This is a genomic window from Lysinibacillus fusiformis, assembly GCF_002845985.1.
Taxonomy (GTDB): Bacteria; Bacillota; Bacilli; order Bacillales_A; family Planococcaceae; genus Lysinibacillus; species Lysinibacillus fusiformis_D.
Genome location: NZ_PDFK01000004.1, coordinates 236,329 through 255,784 on the forward strand (window position 1 = coordinate 236,329; position 19,456 = coordinate 255,784).

Annotated in this window: 20 protein-coding genes, 1 pseudogene and 1 riboswitch; of the genes and pseudogenes, 9 read left to right on the forward strand and 12 right to left on the reverse strand. The window is 37.7% G+C overall.

Annotation, left to right across the window (positions count from 1 at the left end; all coding sequences use genetic code 11):
- Positions 1-35: 35 nt before the first annotated feature.
- On the reverse strand, positions 36-821 hold the full coding sequence (locus CRI88_RS15785) for a VOC family protein (protein WP_101966835.1): 786 nt from the start codon (positions 819-821) through the stop codon (positions 36-38).
- A gap of 158 nt (positions 822-979) precedes the next feature.
- Between CRI88_RS15785 and CRI88_RS15790 the strand changes: the two genes are divergently transcribed.
- Positions 980-1,465 (forward strand): flavin reductase family protein, encoded by a 486-nt coding sequence (locus CRI88_RS15790; RefSeq protein WP_036123007.1) that lies wholly within the window; start codon positions 980-982, stop codon positions 1,463-1,465.
- A gap of 82 nt (positions 1,466-1,547) precedes the next feature.
- Here the strand turns inward: CRI88_RS15790 and CRI88_RS15795 are convergent, their stop codons facing one another.
- The 3 genes from CRI88_RS15795 to CRI88_RS15805 all read right to left on the reverse strand — a co-directional run bounded on the left by CRI88_RS15795 (position 1,548) and on the right by CRI88_RS15805 (position 3,707).
- A complete protein-coding gene (locus CRI88_RS15795) occupies positions 1,548-1,703 on the reverse strand; it encodes a YezD family protein (protein ID WP_080717081.1) in 156 nt (51 codons plus the stop codon).
- A 69-nt stretch (positions 1,704-1,772) separates the two neighbouring features.
- Positions 1,773-1,869: riboswitch (SAM riboswitch) on the reverse strand.
- A gap of 210 nt (positions 1,870-2,079) precedes the next feature.
- Positions 2,080-2,754 (reverse strand): phosphopantothenoylcysteine decarboxylase domain-containing protein, encoded by a 675-nt coding sequence (locus CRI88_RS15800; protein WP_036123004.1) that lies wholly within the window; start codon positions 2,752-2,754, stop codon positions 2,080-2,082.
- A 74-nt stretch (positions 2,755-2,828) separates the two neighbouring features.
- Positions 2,829-3,707: a LysR family transcriptional regulator gene (locus CRI88_RS15805; RefSeq protein ID WP_036123002.1), complete on the reverse strand. Its 879-nt coding sequence runs from the start codon at positions 3,705-3,707 to the stop codon at positions 2,829-2,831.
- Positions 3,708-3,841: 134 nt separating this feature from the next.
- On the opposite strand from CRI88_RS15805, the gene CRI88_RS15810 reads away from it, so the two are divergent.
- On the forward strand, positions 3,842-4,741 hold the full coding sequence (locus CRI88_RS15810; RefSeq protein ID WP_036122999.1) for a DMT family transporter: 900 nt from the start codon (positions 3,842-3,844) through the stop codon (positions 4,739-4,741).
- A 162-nt stretch (positions 4,742-4,903) separates the two neighbouring features.
- Positions 4,904-5,272, forward strand: coding sequence for a hypothetical protein (locus CRI88_RS15815; RefSeq protein WP_089932535.1), 369 nt, complete (start codon positions 4,904-4,906; stop codon positions 5,270-5,272).
- A 100-nt stretch (positions 5,273-5,372) separates the two neighbouring features.
- Here CRI88_RS15815 and CRI88_RS15820 read toward each other — a convergent pair whose 3' ends face one another.
- Together CRI88_RS15820 and CRI88_RS15825 are read right to left on the reverse strand one after the other, a co-directional pair.
- Positions 5,373-5,810, reverse strand: a complete 438-nt coding sequence (locus CRI88_RS15820; RefSeq protein WP_101966836.1) for a general stress protein — start codon at positions 5,808-5,810, stop codon at positions 5,373-5,375.
- A gap of 191 nt (positions 5,811-6,001) precedes the next feature.
- Positions 6,002-6,442, reverse strand: coding sequence for a Dps family protein (locus tag CRI88_RS15825; RefSeq protein WP_036122990.1), 441 nt, complete (start codon positions 6,440-6,442; stop codon positions 6,002-6,004).
- Positions 6,443-6,658: 216 nt separating this feature from the next.
- Here CRI88_RS15825 and pepF point away from each other — a divergent pair, with 216 nt between their 5' ends.
- Both pepF and CRI88_RS15835 read left to right on the forward strand, forming a co-directional pair.
- Positions 6,659-8,473 carry an oligoendopeptidase F gene (pepF, locus tag CRI88_RS15830; protein ID WP_036122986.1) on the forward strand — a complete coding sequence of 605 codons (1,815 nt, stop codon included), beginning with the start codon at positions 6,659-6,661 and terminating at the stop codon, positions 8,471-8,473.
- 227 nt (positions 8,474-8,700) lie between these two features.
- The gene (locus CRI88_RS15835; RefSeq protein WP_058844684.1) at positions 8,701-9,684 is read left to right on the forward strand and encodes an SEC-C domain-containing protein; all 984 of its coding nucleotides are present in this window, start codon (positions 8,701-8,703) and stop codon (positions 9,682-9,684) included.
- 80 nt (positions 9,685-9,764) lie between these two features.
- On the opposite strand, the gene CRI88_RS15840 is transcribed toward CRI88_RS15835, so the two are convergent.
- Positions 9,765-9,956 (reverse strand): zinc-finger domain-containing protein, encoded by a 192-nt coding sequence (locus tag CRI88_RS15840; RefSeq protein WP_036127782.1) that lies wholly within the window; start codon positions 9,954-9,956, stop codon positions 9,765-9,767.
- 160 nt (positions 9,957-10,116) lie between these two features.
- On the opposite strand from CRI88_RS15840, the gene CRI88_RS15845 reads away from it, so the two are divergent.
- From CRI88_RS15845 to CRI88_RS15860, 4 genes are all read left to right on the forward strand, one after another.
- Positions 10,117-10,509, forward strand: a complete 393-nt coding sequence (locus tag CRI88_RS15845; protein ID WP_058844683.1) for a ribonuclease HI family protein — start codon at positions 10,117-10,119, stop codon at positions 10,507-10,509.
- 242 nt (positions 10,510-10,751) lie between these two features.
- Positions 10,752-11,549 (forward strand): amino acid ABC transporter substrate-binding protein, encoded by a 798-nt coding sequence (locus tag CRI88_RS15850; RefSeq protein WP_036127791.1) that lies wholly within the window; start codon positions 10,752-10,754, stop codon positions 11,547-11,549.
- Between the two features lie 67 nt (positions 11,550-11,616).
- On the forward strand, positions 11,617-12,273 hold the full coding sequence (locus CRI88_RS15855) for an amino acid ABC transporter permease (RefSeq protein ID WP_036127793.1): 657 nt from the start codon (positions 11,617-11,619) through the stop codon (positions 12,271-12,273).
- Between the two features lie 11 nt (positions 12,274-12,284).
- On the forward strand, positions 12,285-13,028 hold the full coding sequence (locus CRI88_RS15860) for an amino acid ABC transporter ATP-binding protein (RefSeq protein ID WP_036127795.1): 744 nt from the start codon (positions 12,285-12,287) through the stop codon (positions 13,026-13,028).
- A gap of 184 nt (positions 13,029-13,212) precedes the next feature.
- On the opposite strand, the gene CRI88_RS15865 is transcribed toward CRI88_RS15860, so the two are convergent.
- The 5 genes and pseudogenes from CRI88_RS15865 to CRI88_RS15885 form a co-directional block, all read right to left on the reverse strand.
- Positions 13,213-14,469, reverse strand: coding sequence for an S-layer homology domain-containing protein (locus CRI88_RS15865; RefSeq protein WP_101966837.1), 1,257 nt, complete (start codon positions 14,467-14,469; stop codon positions 13,213-13,215).
- Positions 14,470-15,255: 786 nt separating this feature from the next.
- Positions 15,256-16,020 (reverse strand): SDR family oxidoreductase, encoded by a 765-nt coding sequence (locus CRI88_RS15870; RefSeq protein ID WP_089932542.1) that lies wholly within the window; start codon positions 16,018-16,020, stop codon positions 15,256-15,258.
- Between the two features lie 95 nt (positions 16,021-16,115).
- Positions 16,116-16,418: pseudogene (locus CRI88_RS15875) on the reverse strand (IS5/IS1182 family transposase); the annotation flags it as partial.
- A gap of 189 nt (positions 16,419-16,607) precedes the next feature.
- A complete protein-coding gene (locus tag CRI88_RS15880; RefSeq protein ID WP_101966838.1) occupies positions 16,608-18,668 on the reverse strand; it encodes a sensor histidine kinase in 2,061 nt (686 codons plus the stop codon).
- The gene (locus CRI88_RS15885; RefSeq protein ID WP_036118196.1) at positions 18,646-19,341 is read right to left on the reverse strand and encodes a response regulator transcription factor; all 696 of its coding nucleotides are present in this window, start codon (positions 19,339-19,341) and stop codon (positions 18,646-18,648) included. Before CRI88_RS15885 ends, CRI88_RS15880 begins: the two co-directional genes overlap by 23 nt.
- Positions 19,342-19,456: the final 115 nt, after the last annotated feature.

Sequence of the window (19,456 nt, forward strand, 5' to 3'; positions counted from 1 at the left end):
AAAATCCACTTCAACAATTGAAGTGGATTTTTAATTTATCTATTAATCCAATAAAAAGCACCTGGACAAACTAATGTTTCCTTTGTTCGGTGTGGATCTTTCAATGTTACACCGATGGGTCCTTCTTTTAAATGCCCTAACGTCATGGCAGATGCTGCCGTCTCCTCATAAAAATCCAAGCGCATATTTGGTAGCTGTAGTGACACAAATTGCTCATGCTGCTCGGAATCGGGTAGCTGTAATACCTTTTGCCAAAGCTGAACCGTCTCCTCCACATCCTTGACAAAAAACTGAATAGATTCCATTGTGATGGCTTGGTTTTCATCGATTGCACCACTAGCTTTTAATTGTGCCAAACGTTCCTCATCTTCATCTGCCCATTCAATTAAGAATGGAAAATCCAATGAAAGGTTGGGCATGCCAAAATGCAATAGCTTCCATTCTAGTGTCGTGCCATCTGGTCTTGTTCGGCTACAAGCATCGGGACCATATACTTCAAAGCCCAATGCACGCAATCGTTGACCCTCGTCTTCAATATTTTTGGTGCGCAAGGCAATTCGTGAAAATCCTTGGCGCTCACGATCACGTTTAAACGTATAATGTAGGGAATAAGGGTACAGAGCCGCTTGCTCAAATAAATCACGATCATAAATAGCGATTTGTTCAATATAGCTTAAGCCAAAATAGCTTAGCGTATTATAAGTCCCCCACATCGTGTGTTGACCACCGTTCACTGTACGGACATTTCGTTTATTGAAGAAAACCTTTATATTTTCTGGTGATTCTACTTGATGTACCAGATGATCAAAATATAAAGTCATGGCAATTCCCCTTTCTTTCCCCCATTAGCTTTACCTGGATGTTTAATTGATTTAAAATTTACTTAAGAAAAGGAGTTACTATATGGTATGAAAAAAAGTGCAATTTACCTACTAACTCCGTTAACTAATTTATGACTAACTATAAAGAGGTGATTTGAATGACAGATCAAGTAGCTGCTTTTAAATTGGCATTAGGTAACTATCCTACAGGTGTAACGGTTGTGACAGCATGTCATGAAACGAATCCAATTGGCTTAACAGTCAATTCTTTTGCATCTGTTTCCATTGACCCACTACTTATTTTATGGTCACTTGATAAAAAATCTCAGCTCCATTCTTACTTTATGGGTGCGGAAAAATTCGCTGTCAATATTTTAGCGAGTAATCAAGAACATTTATGTACATTATTTGCAAGTAAAGTCCCGGATCGCTTTGCTCAAGCTAAATGGTCTACTTCTACTTTTGGGCTACCGATTTTACATGATACAGCAGCTATTTTACAATGTAAATCATTTCAGCAAATAGATGCAGGCGATCATACTATTTTTATTGGGCAAGTGCTAGACATTACAAATTCTCAAAAAGAACCCCTTCTCTATCATCGTCGTCATATCGGTCCAATTCCAAAAAGCTTTTATAGCTAATTTCCATAAAAAAGAGCCACTTGTAAGCAATGGAAACCATGCTTATTAGTGGCCTTTTCACATCGTTCAACTGAAATGAGCATTATTTCTTCTGTGGAAATCTCTGCTTTTCAAGCCTATTAATTTGCACAATCACACCATCTTGAATCGTAATATTCACTTCACCAAATTCAAGATTTTGAATTGCCTTAGCAATTGCCTCTAATTTTTTATCATCTACCTTTGCCGATTGAGCCATACGATACACCCCCTCTTTATTCTCCTAGTTGTACAAAAGAGGCCAACGCATCAAACCGATTGATAGCCCCTCCTATCTCTCAGACACCATCTGTTGGATTTGGCACCTATCTTCTCGGTTGCCGAGGCTTCATGGGGCCAAGTCCCTCCACCTCTCTTGATAAGAGTACTGCATTTCTTGAAAATAATTCTATAATTCTGTTATCCGAATGTCAATATAAAATATTAGAAAACCTAGCTGAATACTTTGTAATAGCATCCTCTCTGTTACAATTCACTCATAATCCTATCGTATTGTATGCTATGTCAGTCTATCTAACCACAATGGCAAAGAAAAAAACTGTGTAGAAGTATGACCTTCTCCACAGTTCATCACGTTATTCCCTATGCAAACATTCCATTAAAGTTTGTGCTGTCTGTTGCTTGCCCATCACCTTAATTGGTTGTCCCTCAGCAGGCACGATCCAATGAGGCTCATCCCCGCCATATAAAGACTGCGAGCTATTTGCAACCATAAATTGAGCATGCGCGGCTTCCATACGCAGTCTTGCACGAGCGAGTAAAAAATCCTCATCATTTGTAGCTTCTAGCTTAAAGCCCACTAGCGTTACATTCGGTTGCCAGCCCTTGATTTGCCCTAATACTTTTGGTGCCTTTTTAAAATGGATAATAGGTGGTTCGTCAGAAGGCATTTTCCCCGCTTCCTCCATTAAATTACCGGATTGATCATAAACCTTGTCAATAACCCAATCGGAGCCAGCAGCAGCCATAATAACAATATCGACTTGTTGTAGCTGAACCGCATGACGTACCTTTTCTCCTAAATCCTCAATACCTTCAAATTTTACCAATGTCATTTTGTCGTGATTTGCTGGAAGCTGTGCAAAGTAGCCATGCATATATATTACATTCGCACCCTTAGCCAATGCGGCCTCTGCTAAATAACAGCCCATTGTCCCTTTTGATAAATTCGTGTGCCCTCGTACACGATCCCATTTTTCAAGTGTTCCCCCACTTGTAATGAGTACGGTTTTGCCTTGTAATGTCCCCATACACTCACCTATTTTCTACAATATATACAAATACTATTTTAACGTAATGTAAGGATGTGCTTCAATAGCCACAATCATAGCGTACTATTTTGCTCTTTTAACCAAGCACTTAATATTTCCGCAAATTTCTTGGTAACAGGGGAAGCATGGTGCTTCATCGCAATTCCAATGGTACGGTAGCCTCCTTGCTTTAGCGGGATTGCTTTTAACGTTGATGGTAAATGTTGAATGACCAATTGAGGCAAAATACTAATGCCTAAATGATGGGAAATCATTGAAAGAATCCCTACCTCCTCAGAAAGCTCAAAGCGAATATGGGGCTTTACATGATATTGCTCCAACAGTACCTTTACATCATTTGTCCCTTTATAGGAAGTCATGATAAAAGGCATATCTTCTAGGTCAACAATATCAATTTCTGTCTTATGAAATAAAGGGCTTTTATCCGAAACAATACATAATAAAGGGTCTTGTTGTAATTCCATAAATTGATATTGCTCTGATTTTTGACCATTCAAGAATCCTACCTCGACTTCCCCACTTAGCAGCCATTGTTCAATTTCGTAATAATCTCCCTCTCGTAACTCTACTTGTATCCCTGGAAATTGATGATCCATAATACGAACAATTTCTGGCATCCAATTCGAGGAAATACTTGAAATAACGCCAATTCGAACTTTTCCGCGTGTTACACCCAGTATATGGGCCGCTTCCTGCTGCAATAATTCCTGGGCATCCAGAACCTGACGCATCGCCCTTAGCATGGTCTGCCCCTCACTCGTCAGTGTTACACCTGCACGACTTCGATGAATGAGAGCAAAGCCAAATTCTTTTTCTAAACTAGACACGGCATGGCTCACAGCAGACTGCGTTAGTCCTAGTGCATCCGCTGCTTTTGTAAAGCTTGCTACCTCTGCCACCTTTGTTAAAATCTCATATTTAACTAAGCTCATTCGTCATCCCTCTATATACATGAATTTTTTTAATCCTATTCATTATAAACATTCGTTTTACTAATCACAATACAAGATATATAGTAAATTTTAGTATAAAAACTGTTTTAGTACACAGATGGTAGGTGAACATAATGAGTATCCAAGGAAAAGCAAATGTATTGATGGTTATTGTCACAATGTTTTGGGGACTATCTTATACCTTTATGGTCATGGGGCTTGAAACATTGGCAGTTTATAATGTGGTGGCATTGCGTTGTATCATTGCATTTTTCGTAGCAGGACTTATTTTTTATAAACGGATGATCAAAGTAAATGGTAAAACATTAAAATATGCGGCTATTCAAGGATTTTTATTATTCATTGTGTTCGCGTTAAGTTTATTTGGTTTACAGTCTACTTCTGCCTCAAATGCAGGCTTTATTTTAAGCCTAACCGTAGTATTAGTGCCGATTTTCAGCAGTTTCATTGAAAAAAAATTACCATCGAGAGCCGTTAGCTTTGCGGTCATTTGCACGATGATTGGTATTACAGTCTTAACAGCACATGGCTCATTCACCTTCCATAAAGGGGATTTATTAGTAGCCATTGCAGCACTATGCTATTCCATTTATTTACTACTGAATAGCTCATTTACACGAAATGTTGAATCCATTTCATACGGAATTTATCAGCTCGGCTTTGCTGGTATCTATGCCCTTGTCTTAACATTTATATTTGAAACACCGACATTGCCAAATTCAATGTCATCCTGGCTGGCTATTTTAGGGCTCGGTATCATTTGTAGTGCATTTTGCTTTGTTGGCCAAACTGTTGCACAACAGTATACTTCTGCTACACATACAGGACTTATTTTTTCATTAGAACCAATTTTTGCAGCCATGTTTGCCATGATGTTTATTGGTGAAAGTTTAACAGTGAAATTAGTGATTGGCGGTAGCTTTATCCTTATCGGTAATTTAGTGGCTCAATTAGAGCACTTCCATGCGTTACGTTTTATTAAAAAAGAAGCACAGGAAAAAGTCATACAATAAAATAGTGTGTCATGTCACTTCATTTACGAATGAAAAAGGAAGCTGAGAGTTATATCTCAAGCTTCCTTTTCTACTATGTATTGAATTTATAGCATCACTACATGTAAAATAGTTTACTATACAGTCTATTTTTTACAGAAACTAATTGGAGGAGAGTCATCTATGCAAATTCAACCCCGAAATACATCATACTATTTACCAGCTAAGGTCAATCAACCTATTAAAACAGAAAACCTATTGGATTTACTCAAATATGTGGATGGCAGTGAAGAGGAAGACGCCAAAAAGAACAAACCGAAAATTGAAGTCAGACACGAAAATGGCTATGTGCGTCAATATCTTGTTAAACCAAATGGACAAAGAGTACTCCTGATGGAAACTAAACAAAGCCATGACAATAAAGAAGCTAGCCATTTACATACTATGCCTCATAACCTGTTTAAGCAGCCATTTGAAAAGCCTACAAGTGACCCGATACTTTCGATTTTAAATGCGAAGGATAACATTGCTAAATATAGATATGGGATTTAAAGGACAACAATATTAAATAAAATAATAGACAAAGTCGAATAAAACGACTTTGTCTATATTTTAACCAGCAAGCCAGAGCCATATCTCACTGGTTTGATCATTATAAAAACCTTCTATATTGCTCTGCCTCTATCATACGCTCTTGCTGTTTTAAACGTGCCTCTTGCTCGGCAACTGTCTCAGAATGTGCTTGTAGCGGATCTACATCATCCTCACGTTCCGCATATAAGACGATACTACCTTGCTCCACAAGATGTGCATAATAAGCGATTTGTCCCTCTGATAGATTAAATCGTTTTAAGCCCTCTGTCACAGCCGAGTCACCTGTAAACCAAGACTTAAATTGGTCCACCCAATTACCAGCCTCATGTGTTTGGACATCAGCATCCCATTTTACATCCTCAAACTGTTCGGAATCTTTCGCAATAATATGAATATCATCTTGTTGATAACCTTCTAACCGCATACTTTCTAAAATGTGAAGCATTTCATCCCTCGTATGGGCCACCTCAATTTGTGGGTTTTGTTCATTCATCATGTTCAATTCCTCCTAATTTATATGGCTTACTAGATAATTACCCTTGCTGTACACAAGCAAACGCTTTTTACCAAACTGTCATAATTGTTATGAACCCTTAATACATGTTATGGCTTTGACATCAAGCATTAATTGCAGAAAAAAAGCATGCCAGAGTACTTAATATCTCCAACATGCTGTAACTGTCGTTTTTACTTGTCAAGAAAGGCTTTTAACATCCATGTATGCTTTTCAAGAGATTGGTACATGGCGTTAAGTAAATCCTCTGTACGATCGTCCCCTTCTTCTGCTGCTAGCTCCATTGTGGCATTTAATGCTTTCATGAGCTTTTGGAAATCCGAAATTATCGTAGCGACCATTTCCTCTGTCGTCTCATTTCCTGCCGCCTCCTCTACATAGGAAAGCTCTAGATGTTCTTTTAATGTTGCGACTGGCTTGCCATCCTTTGAAAGAATACGCTCCGCAATTTCATCTAAATTCAAGGTTGTTTCATTATACAACTCTTCAAATTTTGCATGCAGTGTAAAGAATGAGTGTCCTGTCACATACCAATGATAATTGTGCAGCTTTGTATAAAGTACAGACCATGTAGCCACTAGCTTATTTAATTGTTTGTTTAAGTTTTGTGTCATAATCACTTTCTCCTCCAATATGTCTTGTTCTAGCCTTTAATATGTGTAACAAATGATGTCGGCTATACATCTATTGTTCCCGCCCGACAATATTTCAAACATGTCTTCGACAAACGATCTACATTAAGAATATTGCAACTATTCTATGAAATTATTTCACTTTCCGAAATAGTTTCGTTATAATGAAATCACTTACATGTAAAGGGGTGTCTATGAATGGAAGTTTTACCATTACGAAAAGATGTAGCAGTAGAAGAAACTTGGGATTTAACAGATTTATTGAGCCATGATGCTGATTTTGAACCTACTTTAGCACAATTGGTGGAAGACGCACTTAGCTTCGAGCAGCAATACCAAGGAACGATTACAGATGCACAAAAAGTTATTGACGTGCTATCTGCCTTTGAAGAGCTACAAAAAAGGTTTGTTCCGATTGGCACGTATGCCAGCTTAAACCTTGAAACAGATCGTACAAATGATGGAGCGCAAATGCGGGCTGCAAAATTTGCTACAGCTATTGGAAAGGTAAGCAGCGCTCTCTCCTTCGTGCGCAGTGAGTTACTAGCGTTGGATGAAGCTATTTTACAAGAAGCGGCAGCATCAAGCCCTCTTTACAAACGTTATCTAGAGGAACTGTTAAAGCAAAAGCCTCACCAGCTACATCCTGAAGTCGAAAAAGCATTGGCCGCATTTAGTGCTACATTCGATGCACCATATGAAATATACAATACGACGAAATTAGTAGACATGAACTTTGGTCAATTTGAAGCCAATGGTGAAAAGCATCCACTTAGCTTCGTCCTTTACGAAAATGACTGGGAGTTTGAAGCGAATACAGAAATACGCCGCGCTGCCTTTAAAGCCTTTTCAAGCAAGCTACGCGATTACCAGCATACAACAGCACAAGTGTATAACACGCATATTCAGCAGGAAAAAACAATGGCAGACCTACGAGGCTTTAACTCGGTCATTGATTATTTACTCTTTGATCAGGACGTCGATCGTTCGCTCTATAATCGTCAAATTGATTTAATTACGACAGAGCTTGCCCCACATATGCGTCGTTATGCAGCTTTAATTCAAAAAGCCAATGGTATCGATAAAATGACATTTGCAGATTTAAAAATAGCGCTTGATTCTGATTATGATCCAAAATTATCGATGGCTGAGGCGAAAGAATATGTTGAAAAAGCATTAGCTGTTATGGGGGAAGACTATAATCATTTAATGGATAGAGCCTTCAATGAACGTTGGATTGACTATGCACCAAACAAAGGAAAATCTACAGGGGCATTTTGCTCAAGTCCGTATGGTAGCCATCCTTATATTTTAATGTCATGGAACGAACGCATGAATGAAGTCTTTACTCTTATTCATGAGCTTGGTCATGCAGGGCATTTTGCGAATACGCATGAACATCAATCTTATCTTAATAGCCGACCTTCTCTATACTTTATTGAAGCACCATCAACAATGAATGAAATGCTGTTAGCGAATTATTTACTAACACATAACGATGATTTACGGTTTAAACGTTGGGTGATTTCAAATATTGTGTCGAAAACGTATTATCATAACTTTGTCACTCATTTACTAGAAGCAGCCTATCAACGTAAAGTGTATGAATTAATTGATGCTGGTGAAGCTGTTAATGCAACAATTTTAAATCAATTAAAACGCTCTGTGCTAGAAGATTTCTGGGGTGATACAGTCGACATTTCTGAAGGTGCAGAACTTACATGGATGCGTCAACCTCACTATTATATGGGTCTTTACCCATACACATATAGTGCTGGGTTAACCATCTCTACACAAGTGTCTCAACGTATTTTAAAAGAGGGCGACACAGCTGTTGAAGAATGGTTAGCTGTCTTACAGGCTGGTGGCACAAAATCACCAGTAGAGTTAGCACAAATGGCTGGTGTCGATATTACAACAGACCAACCGCTTCGTGATACGATTGCCTATATCGGTCATTTGATTGATGAGCTTGAACGCCTAACTTTGGAAATTGAAGCGGTTCAGCAATAATCTAGCAAGAAAACGGTCCTGCCTGTTAAAGGTGCAGATCGTTTTCTTTTTTTAGTTCTAAGTGGAAAAATACGTACATATAATAGAATCAGGGCGTCCCTCTACATTTTTTAGATATTTCAAAATAGACAATCATTTTTCTTCATACAAAAGTACCGTTATTATTAAGAGTGCGCAAATTATTTAGCAATATACGATTAACAATTATTAAAGGAAGTGTTCTAATTATGGTAAAACGTAATGATCCATGCCCATGCGGTAGCGGCAAAAAATATAAAAAATGTTGTGAAGGCAAACAGCAAGTAACAGTGGAAACAGTACAAATCGAAGAATTAGAGCGTGTGCTACAAACTTTTTACTTAGAATATCCCGAACGTAAAGATGTTCGTGCATATATTGAGCATGTCGGCACATGGCAGCCTAAATTAGAGAGTGTGCTACAGCGTGAGCTCATTGAAGCAATCGCTTTAGACGACTTTTTCTTCCATCAAGAGCCATCTATTTGGAAAAGTTACTTAAAGAAAACGAAGAAAAAGGCAGTAAGACCATCTACTGTCAAGGTACTTGAAGACTGGTCTCAGCCGGCTTTATTTATTGGTACGGTGTCTGTTGTTGAGGAAAAATATTTCAAGGCTAATCATTTACTTACGAATGAAGAGCTTTCTATTCGTCGTGAAAATAATAAACCGATTCCTGAAGGTATGCATGTATTTGCCTTTATCTTACCAGATGGAACGAAGAAATCGACACATTATTTAGCTGTGTCTACCCTAATTTTCTTCCCTGAGGATCATGCAAAAGTATTTGAAGAATTTAAGAAAAACTATGAGGCATCCGAGAAGAAGGTAAGCTCATTCTTAAAAGAAGAGCATCTAACATTCTGGGAACTATTAGTATCGAATGGCTATAAAGGTGAGGAGTTTTCAAACTTCGAAAGCAATGTCCTGACACAAGTAAAAGATTTCTTAGAGCAAAATGAGCGTGAATCAGCTCCGATGCTTGAACTTTTAGAGGACTATTTAATCGAAGGACAACCGACTGCTCGCAAAGAAGCGGCTATTGCAGCTGGTGCGATTCGTTATGGTCAGGAAAAAGAGCTATTCGAGTCCCTATCCATGACCGTAAAGGAAATTGCTGCAACTTTTGATATTTCTGCTTCGTCTCTGACAAAATATTATCAAGACCTAAGCAGTTATGCTGAAACAAAATAAAAGTAATAGTAATAATGAAAGAAGCTACATTGACCAGCGGATTGCTAATCAATGTAGCTTTTTCTCATGAGGTTCGTATTTTATTTACTATACACTTTCAAAAGCTCTTCTCCCAAAAACTGTAACTTTTCTCCAACTGAACACGCCTCAATACAGAAACGGTGAGCTCCTGGTTTACCACGTTCTTTACGTAATTGCTTAATCACCAAGCAATCCGCACAATACGTATCATGCAGTTCGTCAATATCCCTCATAACCGTCACTTTATCCATGTTGAGCCCCCGCTCCTTTCACGTCCAAAATTCACTTCTTATTATTATGAAGCGTTCAATTTGAACAAGCAACTATTTTGTTTGTTCCATTTTTTACAGACTATGATTCTGATCCTTGTTGTACAATTATAAAGAAGTCACATTGCAAAGTAGGGATGGTATGTTAGAAGTTTATATAGACGCTGCCAGTGCAGGAAATCCTGGTCCAAGTGGGATCGGGCTATTTATTAAAGGTGAAGGCCATCATATCCAAATTAGTGAGTATATTGGCGAAACAAATAATCATATCGCTGAATTCACTGCATTAGTTCGCGGTCTTGAAGAAGCACAAAAGCTAGGCTCAACACTAGTATCCGTACGCTCGGATTCTAAAATCGTTGTCGCTTCTATGGAAAAAGAATATGTTAAAAACGAGGAATTTAAACCTTATCTTGAAAAAGCTTTAGCACTAGCCACTAGCTTTGATTTATTCTTTATTAAATGGGTGCCCGACTCACAAAATAAAGCTGCCGATGCTTTGGCTCGAAAAGCAATTCAAAGTAAAAATACTTAATCCTATTTCACGGGACTGTCCGTCATGTACAGTCTCGTTTTCTTTTCCCCTTTTCTTCCGTTGTTTACTATTCCCCCTATTCAAACTTTTTATGAAAATAAGCTTCATTCAAAAAATGCTAGGAAATGCAGCTAATTTTCTGATTAATCCAAAACGATATTGACATTGTTAGATCACGATGATATCCTTTAACACATTAGTAGTTTAGCAAACGAAAGCGATAGATTATAGGGGGAAACAAAATGAAACGAGTATTGACTTTATTCATGATGCTGACAGCTGTGATCGTTTTAGCAGCGTGTGGTACATCGAAAGAAAATGCAGCAAAGAAAGATGACAAAGCTGCTGATGTAGAAAAAATGATTATTGGCATTGACGATAAATTTGCGCCCATGGGCTTCCGTGATGACAAGAACAACATCGTTGGGTTCGATATCGATTTAGCCCGTGCGGCAGCTGAGCATATGGGCGTCGAAGCAGAATTTCAACCAATCGATTGGAAAACAAAAGAGGCAGAATTACTGAGTGGACGAATTGATTTAATTTGGAACGGTTATACCATTACAGATGAGCGTAAAGAAAAAGTACTATTTACAAAGCCTTATCTTGAAAACGCTCAAGTTGTCATGACAAAAGCAGATTCAAAGATTTCGAAACTAAGTGATTTAGCTGGACAAGAAGTAGGTATTCAATCCCTTTCTTCTGCGGCAGATGCACTAAACGGGCATCCAATTCACAAAGAAGTGAAAAAAATTACAGAGTTTGCGGATAATGTTTTAGCTTTATCCGACTTAAAAACGGGTCGTGTTGATGCCGTTGTTATCGATGCGGTTGTTGCAGAATATTATATGACACAGGAGCCTGATACATTTAAATTATTAGAGGAATCACTTGCACCAGAACAGTATGGAATTGGCGTGAAACCAGGCAATGAAGCCCTATTGGAAAAATTACAAGCCGCATTAGACAAAATGAACGAAGATGGTACAGCTGCTGAAATTTCTACCAAATGGTTCGGTGAAGACAAAGTATTAAAGTAATGATAGGACACATCATTTGTAAGAGTTTCCTTTGTGAAACTCTTACTCTTTTTGGAGGGACATCTTTATGGCGGATTACTGGCAAACTATGATATGGCCGATGCTAGAAGGTGCGAAAACGACAGTGTTACTGTTTTTCATCGCTATTCTGGTTTCGATTCCATTAGGCTTTTTACTAACACTCGCAGTAAAAAGTCGCATTCAACCAATCTCTTGGCTTGCACATACGTATATTTATATCATGCGTGGTACACCACTATTACTACAATTATTATTAATTTGCTTTGGTTTACCTATGCTGCCAGTAATCGGTGAATACTTAGTACTTGATCGTTTTGTGGCCGCTTGCCTTGGCTTTATTTTAAATTATGCTGCCTACTTTGCAGAAATATTCCGTGGCGGTCTTCTTGCCATTGATAAAGGGCAATATGAGGCAGCTCAGGTACTTGGCTTATCCAAGTGGCAAACGACGACGCGTGTAATTTTGCCACAAATGTTCCGCGTCGCATTACCCGCATTATCAAATGAATCCGTTACACTTATTAAGGATACAGCCCTACTCTATGCAGTAGCTGTGCCTGAATTACTCCATTTTGCGCAAACAGCCGTAAATCGTGACTTCACGATTACGCCGTTCTTTATCGCGGGTGCTATTTATTTAGTTATGACGCTTGTCTTGACGATGTTCTTTAAATGGCTTGAAAAACGTTTTACATTTGAATAGAGGTGACACATATGGCATTGATGCAAGTAACAAACTTAAAGAAATCTTTTGATCAGGTGGAAGTGCTGAAACAAATTACATTTACAGTGGAGAAAAACGATGTCATTGCTGTCATCGGCCCGTCTGGATCTGGGAAAAGTACCATGCTTCGCAGCTTAATACATTTAGAAGAAATTGAAGGTGGCAGTATAGTGATTGATGGCGATTTTCTTGTTCAAAACGGTCAATATGCTAAGCCACAGCACATCAAAGCGATAACAGCTAAAATGGGGATGGTCTTTCAACACTTCAATCTGTTTCCCCACTTAACAGTCCAGCAAAACCTCGAAATGGCGCCGAGCTTATTAAAAACAGAATCAGCGGAGGCTATTACGAGCCGCTGTCAGGATTTACTGCAGAAAATTGGACTTGCCGACAAAGCAAAGGCCTATCCTGCCAATCTATCTGGGGGTCAAAAGCAGCGTGTAGCCATTGCCCGTGCCTTGATGATGAATCCTCAAATTTTATTATTTGACGAACCAACCTCTGCCCTAGACCCTGAACTGACAGGAGAAGTCTTAAAGGTCATGAAAAGCTTAGCTGAAGACCACATGACGATGATTGTCGTCACACATGAAATGGGCTTTGCGCGTGAGGTAGCGAACAAAGTCGTCTTTATGGATGATGGTCAGATCATTGAATCTAATCATCCAGACAACTTTTTTACAAACCCACAAAACGACCGCACCAAGGCATTTTTACAGAAGAATCTTTAGTAGAGCGTGTTTCTGTCGCTCTACTTTTTATTTTTCTTACTTATGTATGCTTCGAAATAAATTGTTTATAAACTCCTTAAGTTTTTTAAAATCCCTATATTTCCCTACTGCCATGCAAAGGCCAATAGAAAGATACGATAGCAATCGTACCCTTTTTTATTAGTTTCAATTGAATTATCAACTCCTATTTTGATACTTCATAAATGAACATGCTCCCGTCATCTGTTCTGCCACTTAACTTTTCCCCAGGTTTAACCTTCACCCCATTGAAAGCCCAGTAGCGATATTCCTCACCCTTCTTAAATTCAATAGTTGATGTACTTTTCGGAGAGGATAAATGAAAACTTGCAATTTTACTTTTATCAACTAATAAGTTTGAAGCAAAGTTCATATCAGAGCCATTCTTAACACTTTGAACACTTACGTCCCTACTTGGCTTGAATGTGTATTCATAGTAGATTGCATAAATCCCTTTATTCAGTAGAATTTTATCTTCACCTTTTTCATTAAAAAACATATCTTTAAAAATACCTTTTGGTTTAGTGCCTGTCGTATCCACAAAAATGGCATGTTCAATTGTAGCGACACCTGTGTTATTTAAATACGTATGAGGTTTACCAAGAATATCTTCATATCCACCATATTTTGATTTCTTGAAGTTAGAAATAGTTAAAATGTTTGTTCCTGTTTCAGAAACCTCACGAAGCTCTTTTAACCCTGTGAAATCGGATGGTGCTTTCTTCATAGCATCCATGAAGCGGATAAGGATGGTTGCTACCTCGGCACGTGTTGTATTGCCATTTGGCTTGAATGTGAAATCTTCATAACCTGAAAGTAATCCAGTACCAAGTGCTACCCCGATATACGGAAGATCCTTCTTATTTACCCCGCCACCATAAAACTCTGGAATCGGAATAATTGTAAGGCTTGAATTCGCCATTTCCTCAATCGCTTTACCATAATCAGCGTTCGCATGTGCTAAGCCATTTGCTAACCAACGAGACATTTCACCGCGAGTCATTGCTTTGTTTGGTTCAAATTTGTTATTTGAGAAATCACTAGCTTTAATGAATCCAACTGCTAGTCCTTCTTGAATAGCGTCATTTGCCCAATGTGAAGCTCCAACATCTGAAAATTTAGATGGTGTACGGTCGTTTCCGTCGAATACGCGTGATAGGAATGTTGCAAACTCTGCTCGTGTTACCTGTGCAGATGGTTTATATGTACCGTCACTGTAACCTGCCACAAGCCCTTTTTCTGCTACTTGTTTAATTGACTCATATGCCCAATGCGATTTAGGAACATCTTTGAATGTCGTTTTCGTTGCCGCTTCTGCAACAGTATATGTAGCAGGTATAGCGTACACCGGAGTCGCCACAGCTAGAGCTAAAGTCGCAAGTAATAATTTGTTTGAGCTCTTTCTAAAAGTACCACGTTTCATATTTATTCCCTCCAAATGAATTAGATTCTTGTATACTCTAATTTTACCATTTTTAGAGGATCTATCAAATTCCCGAAGGTCATTAGTTAGTCCCCTCATTCCTGAAAAAGATTTTAATAAAATGAAAGAACCCGCTTCAAAACACCATCAAGTAGCCATAACAAAAAAGTTACGACAAATAGATTTTTGAAGCGGGTTCTTCTCATTATTTAAATTACTACTATGCTTTCATAATTTTTAAAATTAAACAATCTTGATTAGAAAAAATATAATAAGTTCGGTGGTATTAAAGATAAGTAACGTAATCAAAGGGGATATTGAAAGCTTTGAAATTAAGCTATTGAAAAAGAATTGTTATATTGACAATGTTCTTATATATCAATGAGGGCTCCTCTTTCATTTAACTAATAAGCATTTTTAAATATACTTCTTAAATAGCTGAACTCTTTTACTCGTTGTTTCTATCCAGAGTTATTAAATTTACAATATTTAAAAAAACGTTTATCCATGTATATAAGTAAATACGAATTGCTTCAAAAGCGATTTGCCAAGTGATGAAAGTAAACCATCTCACATGCTGGCGAGGCAGGAGCGGTTTACTTTTTTGTGCAAAATTAAATAACAATGCAAGCACAGAAACAATAAGTGTTGAGAAATTTATCGCAAAAAGGAATGAGACCTGCCCAATACAGAGTTCATTCCTCAGTAACTGCTTAAAATATGTGTCTAACTTTTTGGAGTCACTTCATTTTTGAAGTTCCTTATAAATTTGTTATCTTACAGGTTCTATAGATGAGATCCTCCACTTGCATCAAGCAACTGACCAGTTACCCAACGGCTGTCTGAGGAAGCAAGAAAGGCGGCAATATCTGCCACATCCTCGGGTTCACCCCATCTATTGAAAATGGAAAGACCAGCAGCATATTTTTGTCCATCAAGATTTTCCAATGTCTCAGCATTCATCTCTGTGTTAATAATTCCAGGCTGGATGGCGTTTACCGTAATATTACGGCTTCCTAGTTGTTTGGCTAGAAGTCGTGTAAATGTGTCGATAGCACCTTTGGATATACTGTACGTAAAGACACTTGGCGAGGCTGCACGAGTCACAAAAGATGAAATATTAATAATACGTCCTCCATCTTTTAAACGTGGCAAAGCTTGCTGAGTAACAAAAAGTGGTGCTTTAACATTAATCTTCATTACCTCATCAAATGATTCTTCCGTCGTCTCTTCTAAACTAATAATTTGACCAATTCCAGCATTGTTGACAAGAATATCGAATCCGCCACCGCCCATATATTCCCGAATAGTTTCATCCAAAGTAGTAAATAAATTTTGAATACCATCTAAGGTACTAAGGTCAGCACCAATCACGCAAGCATTTCCTCCACTTTGTTTGATCTGGTGAACAACTGCTTCTGCCTCATTACGTCTTTTCCCGTAATGGACGACGACAAAGGCTCCCTCTTGTGCCAGACGCAGTGCAATACTGCGGCCAATTCCTCGACTTGATCCTGTTACTAAAGCGATTTTCCCTGTTAACTTACTCATGCTTCCATCTCCTTGTTCAAACATAGTTATATTACATAGAGAATTATATCAAGGAACATCATTTGAAATGTTGCTCTCTTATTCGGTTTCAAGGAGGTGTTTCGTTCCTTCACGTAATAGCCACTTTCAGGATCTGTCGTGCTTTCCTTTATTTCTTTCCATTTTTCCTTTTCAAACTTCTCTGGGGGAAAGGGCTTTTTTCCGTGTTCTTCACGATCCATATTTAACTCTAATTGAAGCTTCTCTTCATAAGCACGTGTTTCTTTTCGCACGACCTTTTTATCATACTTCCGTTTATTCGCACTCGCTTTCACATGCGTAGAATCCATAAATAGATGGTCTACTTGGAGGAGTCCCTGATGCATAATCTCTTTTAATATACGATAGAAAATGGACTGAGCGGATGTTTTCTGTACGAAAGCGAAGCGACAGTAACGAAGCGAGGGAAGCAGCTCGACCCCGCTCGCGGAAAGCATCCGCCCGTAGTGGAAATCAACGGCTTTACTTTATTTCATTGTAAAAGAAAAAAGACTGTAGACAAACTCAAAATTCATTGAGTTTGTCTACAGTCATAAAGGAATAGGACATTATTCATTTGGAAATTTCGGTAGATAAATCATGACCTTAAATAAATCGCCATCTACTTGAACTAAGAACTTGCCGTTCTGGATGTGAATAAGGCTTTCAGCAATCGATAACCCTAATCCGCTACCTTGACTTGATCTCGATTCATCTCCTCGTTTAAAACGTTCCATTAGCTCATCGACTGAGATATTTAATTCGTATGCTGAAATATTTTTAAATGTCACAAGTATTTCATTCCCTAAATCTTCAACACAAATATATACCCTTGATGTAGGCTGTGCGTATTTAAAAATATTCGAGAATAAGTTTTCGATGGAACGCCATAGAAGTTTACCATCAGCCTTCACATACACCTTTTCTGTTGGATGGGCTAACTTAAAATCTAATGACGAGGCTTCAATTTTTTCATCCATTTCTCCGATTCCTTGTGTTAGTAATGATACGATATCAATCCGCTCTAACTGGACAGGTATACTACCACTTGATGCTTTAGCCGCTTCAAATAAATCATCCGTTAAGTGCTGGAGTCTTTTCGACTTTTGATCTAACACGTCTACATATTCAGCAATCATTTCAGGATCGTTTTCTAATTTTAATAAATCGACATACGTAATAATTGATGTTAAAGGCGTTCTGATATCATGCGAAACATTCGTAATAAGCTCTGTTTTTAAACGCTCACTCTTGATTTCACTATCCACTGCCTTTTTTAACCCATCTGTAATACGATTAATATTTTCTGCAAGTTGACTAAACTCCCCTTTTCCATCGACTTCAATTCGATGATGAAGATCCCCATTCTTAATTTGCTCTACGCCCTCTTTAATGCGATTAAATGACTTCACCTTTCGCATCGCCAACCAGGCAGCTACACCTATCGTAATGGGAAATATAAAAAATGTTGCCGCTACAACTAATGGATAGCCAATGACTAGTAGCACAATTTTCACGCCTGTACTACCACTGTCAAAAACATGTTTCACCCAAATAAATAGCTTTTTGAAAACTTGATAGAGCAGTGTATGCTGAAATAACGATCTATTTTTAATATGCTTTACGAGCGATAAAATCAATAGTAAGGCAATGATAAAAATAGGCACGGTGAAGAACATGTACATATCATGGAACACTTCAACAATCATGGTGATCCACATCGCTGTTAAGCAACCAACTAGCACAATATTGAAATCATTATAGAGTTTATCTATGACATGGAAATGAATTTCTTTATCTTTAAATGACCTTCTTCCAATAACTATGATTAAATAAACAAAAGATAAAATAAACCCTGCTAAAAATACCATGAATTCATTCAGAAAACTTTGGGCATTCTCTTTATCTTTTTCCCATTCCGCCATTTTTTGTTGTAAGAAAGAATCTTTAAACGCCACATACATAACATCTGTCTGTGGGTTCAACGTGTCAACTTCGTGTGTAATGTAACCCAAGTATTGACTTTCTTTCATTTCATTTGGATAAAGCTTTTGTTGGTAATCCTCAAATAGCATATATGCATCAAAGGATTTAAATTGCTCTTTCTTCTTGAGATCACTATTGGAAAATTCATGTTCACCGTCACTCGCATAAAACACAATTCCTTCATAAGCTTCTAACGTACTACGTAACTGATAAAAATTTCTTACCTGTTCATTTATGCTTTCATCTTTTGTTCTAGCAATGTCATTTGCATATTTTTCTTGATAGATATGCTTATTTTCCTCTTCACTCAAATTCGAATTATATCTGTAAGAATTACGAAAATCATAATATAATTCCTCTTCGATTCTTCTATTATCCTCTTCTGTTAGTGTTTTACCACTTAAAATATATTCTTCACTTTTATATTTCCCGATTAATTGCGCTAAAGGAGCCATAATGCTGTAACTTTCATCAGCGAATGCTCGGCTTTCAAAATAATTATCTTGATTTAAACTACTAAGATGAATTCCATTAAATTCCATGTTGATCATTACCCTCGCTATACCAATTAAACAAGCGATGGCAATTAGAAACACAACTATTTTCGTTATAAGTGCATGACTAATACTTCTCAACTTTCTCAACCTTATACCCAACTCCCCATACAACTTTTAAATACTTTGGCTCTTTTGGATTAATTTCAATTTTTTCTCGAATCTTTCGAATATGAACCGAAACCGTATTTTCAGGATTAATAGCCCTGACATTCCATACCTTTTCATAAATCTCTTCAATCGTGAACACCCTACCAGCATTGGCTGTCAGAAGCTTTAAGATTTTATATTGCACTGGTGTTAAATGAACCTCTTGTTTATCAACAGTAATGACTTTTTGTTCATCATCAATCACAAGCCCGCCCGTTTGAAATACAGAACTGCTCATCTCGAGGCTCCCAAATGTCGTATACCTTCTTAGCTGTGATTTCACTCTAGCCACAAGTTCTAATGGATTAAACGGCTTAGCCATATAATCATCTGCTCCAATATTTAATCCGAGTATTTTGTCATAATCCTCCGATTTAGCAGAAAGCATTATTAACGGAATCATATTATCTTGCCTAATCTTCATCGTCGCCGTAATCCCATCCATTTTTGGCATCATAATATCCATAATAATAAGATGAATAACGTGATCCCGAATAAGATCGATTGCCTCTATACCATTGTAAGCTTTGAATACATGATAGCCCTCATTTTCTAAATAAATGCTAATCGCCCTAACAATTTCTTTATCATCATCACAAATCAAAATGTTCAACTACATTCACTCCTCCACCGCTTTAGGTTCATGTCATCACCCCTATAGGATTCGTATAAGGATATAATACTAATTAAATCTTAACAAACTCCGACATCAATTCTTAAGATTTTCT

Bases quoted from the DNA above. Each gene is read 5' to 3' on its own strand.
- CRI88_RS15810 (WP_036122999.1), top strand. From the start codon at position 3,842: ATGAGTATCCAAGGAAAAGCAAATGTATTGATGGTTATTGTCACAATG.
- CRI88_RS15815 (WP_089932535.1), top strand. From the start codon at position 4,904: ATGCAAATTCAACCCCGAAATACATCATACTATTTACCAGCTAAGGTC.
- CRI88_RS15840 (WP_036127782.1), bottom strand. From the start codon at position 9,956: ATGGATAAAGTGACGGTTATGAGGGATATTGACGAACTGCATGATACG.
- CRI88_RS15790 (WP_036123007.1), top strand. From the start codon at position 980: ATGACAGATCAAGTAGCTGCTTTTAAATTGGCATTAGGTAACTATCCT.
- CRI88_RS15825 (WP_036122990.1), bottom strand. From the start codon at position 6,442: ATGACACAAAACTTAAACAAACAATTAAATAAGCTAGTGGCTACATGG.
- CRI88_RS15850 (WP_036127791.1), top strand. From the start codon at position 10,752: ATGAAACGAGTATTGACTTTATTCATGATGCTGACAGCTGTGATCGTT.
- pepF (WP_036122986.1), top strand. From the start codon at position 6,659: ATGGAAGTTTTACCATTACGAAAAGATGTAGCAGTAGAAGAAACTTGG.
- CRI88_RS15800 (WP_036123004.1), bottom strand. From the start codon at position 2,754: ATGGGGACATTACAAGGCAAAACCGTACTCATTACAAGTGGGGGAACA.
- CRI88_RS15855 (WP_036127793.1), top strand. From the start codon at position 11,617: ATGGCGGATTACTGGCAAACTATGATATGGCCGATGCTAGAAGGTGCG.
- CRI88_RS15860 (WP_036127795.1), top strand. From the start codon at position 12,285: ATGGCATTGATGCAAGTAACAAACTTAAAGAAATCTTTTGATCAGGTG.
- CRI88_RS15785 (WP_101966835.1), bottom strand. From the start codon at position 821: ATGACTTTATATTTTGATCATCTGGTACATCAAGTAGAATCACCAGAA.
- CRI88_RS15820 (WP_101966836.1), bottom strand. From the start codon at position 5,810: ATGATGAATGAACAAAACCCACAAATTGAGGTGGCCCATACGAGGGAT.
- CRI88_RS15805 (WP_036123002.1), bottom strand. From the start codon at position 3,707: ATGAGCTTAGTTAAATATGAGATTTTAACAAAGGTGGCAGAGGTAGCA.
- CRI88_RS15845 (WP_058844683.1), top strand. From the start codon at position 10,117: ATGTTAGAAGTTTATATAGACGCTGCCAGTGCAGGAAATCCTGGTCCA.
- CRI88_RS15870 (WP_089932542.1), bottom strand. From the start codon at position 16,020: ATGAGTAAGTTAACAGGGAAAATCGCTTTAGTAACAGGATCAAGTCGA.
- CRI88_RS15795 (WP_080717081.1), bottom strand. From the start codon at position 1,703: ATGGCTCAATCGGCAAAGGTAGATGATAAAAAATTAGAGGCAATTGCT.
- CRI88_RS15835 (WP_058844684.1), top strand. From the start codon at position 8,701: ATGGTAAAACGTAATGATCCATGCCCATGCGGTAGCGGCAAAAAATAT.
- CRI88_RS15865 (WP_101966837.1), bottom strand. From the start codon at position 14,469: ATGAAACGTGGTACTTTTAGAAAGAGCTCAAACAAATTATTACTTGCG.